General features: G+C 60.9%; 3 protein-coding genes. All 3 read right to left on the bottom strand.

Going from position 1 to position 5,186, the window contains the following annotated elements:
- Positions 1 to 530: 530 nt before the first annotated feature.
- The 3 genes from QZ197_RS16010 to QZ197_RS16020 all read right to left on the bottom strand — a co-directional run bounded on the left by QZ197_RS16010 (position 531) and on the right by QZ197_RS16020 (position 4,843).
- Positions 531 to 1,547 (bottom strand): hypothetical protein, encoded by a 1,017-nt coding sequence (locus QZ197_RS16010; RefSeq protein ID WP_296433253.1) that lies wholly within the window; start codon positions 1,545 to 1,547, stop codon positions 531 to 533.
- Positions 1,433 to 3,445 (bottom strand): DNA N-6-adenine-methyltransferase, encoded by a 2,013-nt coding sequence (locus tag QZ197_RS16015; protein WP_296433254.1) that lies wholly within the window; start codon positions 3,443 to 3,445, stop codon positions 1,433 to 1,435. Before QZ197_RS16015 ends, QZ197_RS16010 begins: the two co-directional genes overlap by 115 nt.
- A gap of 117 nt (positions 3,446 to 3,562) precedes the next feature.
- Positions 3,563 to 4,843, bottom strand: coding sequence for a hypothetical protein (locus QZ197_RS16020; RefSeq protein WP_296433255.1), 1,281 nt, complete (start codon positions 4,841 to 4,843; stop codon positions 3,563 to 3,565).
- Between the last annotated feature and the right edge of the window lie 343 nt (positions 4,844 to 5,186).

A 5,186-nucleotide genomic window follows, 5' to 3' on the forward strand; every position in this document is an offset into this window, starting at 1 on the left:
AGGAACGAAGTAACAATGGTCATTCTACGAACGAGGCGGCTCGGCTTCAACGCTGCTTGAGTGGACCACTTTTCATTATAATCGCTATCCCAGAGATATCTCGATCCCCCAGGATCCGCAGTCTCAGACGTGGATGACGCTCGCTCCAGCTTGGAAACGCGCGCTCCAGCGCCTCGCCGCTCGCATGCCGGTGAGCTGACACTCCAAGTGTGAGCCCTCCAACGTACGCCGCGTTTGACTGCCGAGAACACTCGAGAGAAAATTGGGAGCACGGGGAACGCCCATCAGGCCACAAAATTTGCGAACTGCTGGGCATTCGTGGCACAACCAACAGGGAAACTGTGAACAGGTGAACAGGGAGGGAGGGTACAGCGTTGAAGCCGAGCCGCCTCGTTCGTAGAATGACCATTGTTACTTCGTTCCTCGAACAATGATCTATTCTACTTCACTTCGGCGGCTCGGCTTCAACGCTGCTTGAGGCTTCATAGCAGTGTCAGCCGAACGCGCCTTAGTGCGTCCAAAGTTGATTCCTAGTCCGTCGCCCCGCGACGTTGTGCGTCCGTGATGCGTGCGCGCAAGTAGAACTTCCTGAAGGTCTTGAACGAAGACCAACGGGCCGTCCTCATGACGAGCAGCAAATCCGAACCACCAGCGGCGGCAGCGGAGGAGCCCGCGTGCCGGCCGGAGCCGCCTTTGTAGACCGAGGTGTCCACGCCGGCGGCCGTCATCACCGCTTTCATCACCGTGGAGAGTCGTTGAGCTCCGAGGGGGTGGTGAAATGTGCCGTGAATCGGTGGTGTTCCGGTGAAAGGTGCCAAAGGTACCGAAAGGAAGCGACCGCGAGGGTACGCTTCGACCTCCAGAGGGAGGTGCTTGACGCCTGACGACTCGAGAGCATCGAAGTAGCTCTTCCACGCTCGGCCTGCACAGCTGCAGCAGCCGACCGTGTCGTCGTCGAGGCCGTCGGCTGGGAGGAACGGAAGTTCAATCCAGGGAGAGAGGGCCGACTCAACGCCCCGAGCCTCTTTCGGGCAACGAAAGCGAAAGCGGTACTTGTCAGGCAGGGCCTGCCAGTGTGCCGGCAAACGCGAAATTCGTGCCAAGTCCGAAGGGCGGGCGAAGAGAGCGAGAAACCCCAGCGAAATCGCGCGGTCGCGCTTCGCGGTGAGGGTGGACGCGGGTGTGCGCGCCCAGTATCCCACCACCAGGCTGGCGTCCCAAATCTCCTCGTAGCGAGGCTTCTTGGGCACGCGGTTGTTGGCCGTCTTGACCACCGACGTCAGCCAGGGGTGTGACCCCAGTTCCTTGGTTCCCAGCAGGAGCTCGTACGCTCCGCAGAGCGACGAGCGGGCATTGGCGACTGTTCCGCCGGCCAGTCCATCGTTGGACAGTTCCGTGAGGAACTCGGAGAGGTGCCGCAGGACCTTGTCGGTCAGTTCAGGTCCGCAAATGGGATCGAACCCACGCCGCGAACAAAAATCGAGCCAACGTCGCCACGACGTGGCGTAGCCTGCGTTGGTGGACTTGGTACACCATTTCTCCGACATAGCTCGAGCCACCGGCGCTGGAAAGCCGCGGTGGCCGAGGGCGCGCCTGATATCGTCGCTGCGATTGCCGTCCAGCGAGGGGCCCCCATCGGAAGTTCGTTCCCCAGGTGGCCCGGCAGGAACGTGTCGAGGCCGTGAGGGAGACGAATCGGGGGGGCGACCAGCATCTCCGCGAGGAGAGGCCACCACGGTTGGGCTTCCCAGGCTGGAAGCACCACCGTGAGGCGCGCGCGCTGCCTCTTCACCATCGCCAGCAGGCGGGTGATGAGGTTGAAGGGCGGGTTGGCGTAGGCCCGCTCCTTCCGAAGGTCTTGGCGGAAAGCATCCACCGACACTGACCCAGGGTCGGGGAAGCGCGAGACGTACCTCGCCACCTGCGCGTTGAGGCGAGTGGCGAAGAGGTCCAGGGTGAAAGGGCCGCACTGGCGAGACAACCGACTGAAAAGGTTCCGGTGAAGCATCCAGTCCGTGCGGTCCCGCTTGCGGCGACTGAGCTTGTCCGCTCGGTCGTTGATCTTGCCCGGGATGTACGTCGCGCAGAGAGTGGTACGGGTTTGGAGAGCCCAGTCCCACAAGGGGCGAACGAGCTCCGTCAGAGCCGGGTCGCGTCCCCCCTGGTGGTTTATGTACGCCATCGTGGTGAGGTTGTCGGTGCGAATCTCCACCACGGAGCCTTGGAGCTTCCGGCGAAGTGCTTGCACCACGAGGACCGTGGTGTGCAGCTCCCGTTTGTTGCTGCTGCGCTTCGCTTCGGCGCGTGTCCAGAAGCCCTGGACGTCCTCCTTGCCCATCCAGCCGCCCCAGCCGAAGCTGCTGGCGTCCGTCGTGACCACGTGGCGGGTCTTGGGCGGGAGGAAGCTCTTGCCGTTCCAGTGCTCGAGCAGGTTGACCCACTTCTCGAGCTCGATGCGGCTGTCCGCCGACAGCCGCACCACGTTGTTCCAGGCCGTGCGCGGTGAGCCGCTGCTCGCCAGAGCGCGGTTCTTGGCGAAGAGGAGGTGCCGGGACCACAACCTCGCCGGGGACACGGCCGGGGCCATCGCTTGAATCTTGCCGATCACGCCTGCCAACTGGCGGAGGGTCAAACGATGCTGGTCGTCCAGGCGCAGGGACTGCCTGACGACCTGTCTGAACTTGCGAATCTTCTCGCGCGGGACCCGAAGTTCGAGCCTGTGCGAGTCGATCGTCATGCCCAAGAACTCGCGAGTTCGTGAGGGGTCCAGACAAGATTTTGGTGAGATGAGAAATCCCAACCGAACCAGGAGGTCGACGGCCAACTGGGACTGCTTGATGCTCTGCTCGCGGGACGACGCGAGGATCAATATGTCGTCGAGGTACGGCACGCAGCGAATGCCTGCCGCTCGAAGACGTTGGATCACGGGACGTAAGATCTTGGTGAAGATGCGCGGTGCCGGTGCCACACCGAAGCACAGCGCGCGGTACTGGTAGTGAACACCTTCCCAGACCAACCGGAAGAACTGACGTTGCTCGGGAGCTATGAGGAGGTGAGGGTAGGCTTCTGTGATGTCCAAAGTTGTCATCCAGTCGTCGCGGCGTATGAGCTGACGCGCCGTGAGCAAGCCCTCCATCTTGAAGTGCTCGTGCTTGAGCGCCTCGTTCACCGGACGCGCGTCGAGGCAGCCCCGCCACTCGCCCGGTGTCTTCTTCTCCACTGGAAAAAAGGTTAGGTATGTGCCTTTTCCCTGTTCCGAAGTTGGAACCAGCTCCAGAGCGCCGATCTTGTGATACTTGAGCACAGTCTCCCGTGTTGCTGCGAAGCGTACGGGATCCGAAATTCTGCCCGCCGAGTCGAAGGCGGGGCGGGGCGCTGGTGGGTCGTTGTTGAAGTCGAACGTAACTCCCTCGCGAACCCACCGGCGCACCGTCTTGTTGCCCACGTGCCGCCAGTGGCGGTAGTGGGCCCGCAGACGCCCCCCAACTCGTTCCCGATCCTGGGGAGGGACCGTGACCTCGTCGAGGGGCGCCCGCGGACCCGGGGCGGAGCACATTGGTGCTCATTCGTCCTGCGCGGAGGTCTTCTCTTGACCCCGCGCTCCGCCGGTTTTACCTCCTTTGCCGCGGCCTTTGCCGCCGGCGGGCTTGGAGTGCCGGTTCTTGCCCTTGTCGAAGCCGCCCTGAACCGAAGTTGACTCCGGAGGGGCGCGTGCGCCGGACCGCGGCGTAGGCCGCGGCTGCTTCTTCTTGATCGTCTTCTTGCCGCCGTGCAGGCTCTCCTTGATCTTGCGGAGGCGTTTGTGCTCGGCGGCGACCGCCTCGATCTTGTTCTTCTCGGTCTCGGAGAAGAACGGCTTCTTGACGGACTTCTGAAACACCGACTGGAGGACCTTCTCGTCCTTGAAGTGCACCAGGTGGCGCTCTGTCTCCAGTTTGGAGTTATGATGAAACAGAAGTTGAAGCGCGTGCAACGTGACATCTCGCACCATGGGAATGGAGACGAGATGGTTGCCCACCTCCTCGTCCTGTTGCAGAACGTTGAGGAGGCCCAGGAGCGGACGCGCGACGTCCGTGTAGCGGTTGATGATCTTGCCGAGTTTGGATATCTCCTCGGCAACTAGCGCGGGCAGGCGAGCCTTCTCGTCGACTGAGAGTTCGCCGGCCTTCAAAGTGTAGCCACTGGGAAGTGGGTACTGCCGCAAAATTGACGCCAGAGTCGTCTTCGTCAACTCTTCGCGCACTGGATCCACAGGCAAGAGGTTAAAAACTGCGGGGAGAAGTTCCACCCGGCGGCCGCCGGCGGTACGGTCCTCGTCCTCATCGGGGGCGAGGGCCTTTTCCTCCTCCAATACCCGGAGTTTCTCTTGCAACAGCTGCATGTTGGCCATCAGCTGCTGGATCTCAGGGGAAGATGCGAGGTCGGAGGTGGTTTCAGAGCCAGCCTCCATGGTTCCATCCAACGAGCGCCCGTGAACACTGGTACCGCCGGAGGTTCCATCGGACACATTTACCGAAGTTAAATCCTTCCAGCTGAGCAACTCCTGTATAGATGACAGGGACAGAAAGTTGTCAGCAAACTGGAATGCCGCGACGGCAGCATTCCGGTTGTGAAAAAAATTCTTCTGAACGTGCCAACAGAGCTGTTCGTCAGAAAGTTTTTCCAATTTGGACATCATGTCCGCAGGAGCTTTGTACCGCACGGCGGTGTCCAAAAGATCTTTAACCGAAAAAGTCGAGATACTTTTGGAGGAAGTCGGCAACGACAACCTCTCGAATAAAACGCGCACGTGCAAACGCGCGGCTTTTTTCCGCTCATCAACTGCAGACTCGTCGGCTGACATCAAACAATATCAACCCACGAATGCCCGACTGCGAGGAGTTCGCAAATTTTGTGGCCTGATGGGCGTTCCCCGTGCTCCCAATTTTCTCTCGAGTGTTCTCGGCAGTCAAACGCGGCGTACGTTGGAGGGCTCACACTTGGAGTGTCAGCTCACCGGCATGCGAGCGGCGAGGCGCTGGAGCGCGCGTTTCCAAGCTGGAGCGAGCGTCATCCACGTCTGAGACTGCGGATCCTGGGGGATCGAGATATCTCTGGGATAGCGATTATAATGAAAAGTGGTCCACTCAAGCAGCGTTGAAGCCGAGCCGCCTCGTTCGTAGAATGACCATTGTTACTTCGTTCCT

The organism is Yoonia sp. (genome assembly GCF_017854415.1).
GTDB lineage: Bacteria > Pseudomonadota > Alphaproteobacteria > Rhodobacterales > Rhodobacteraceae > Yoonia.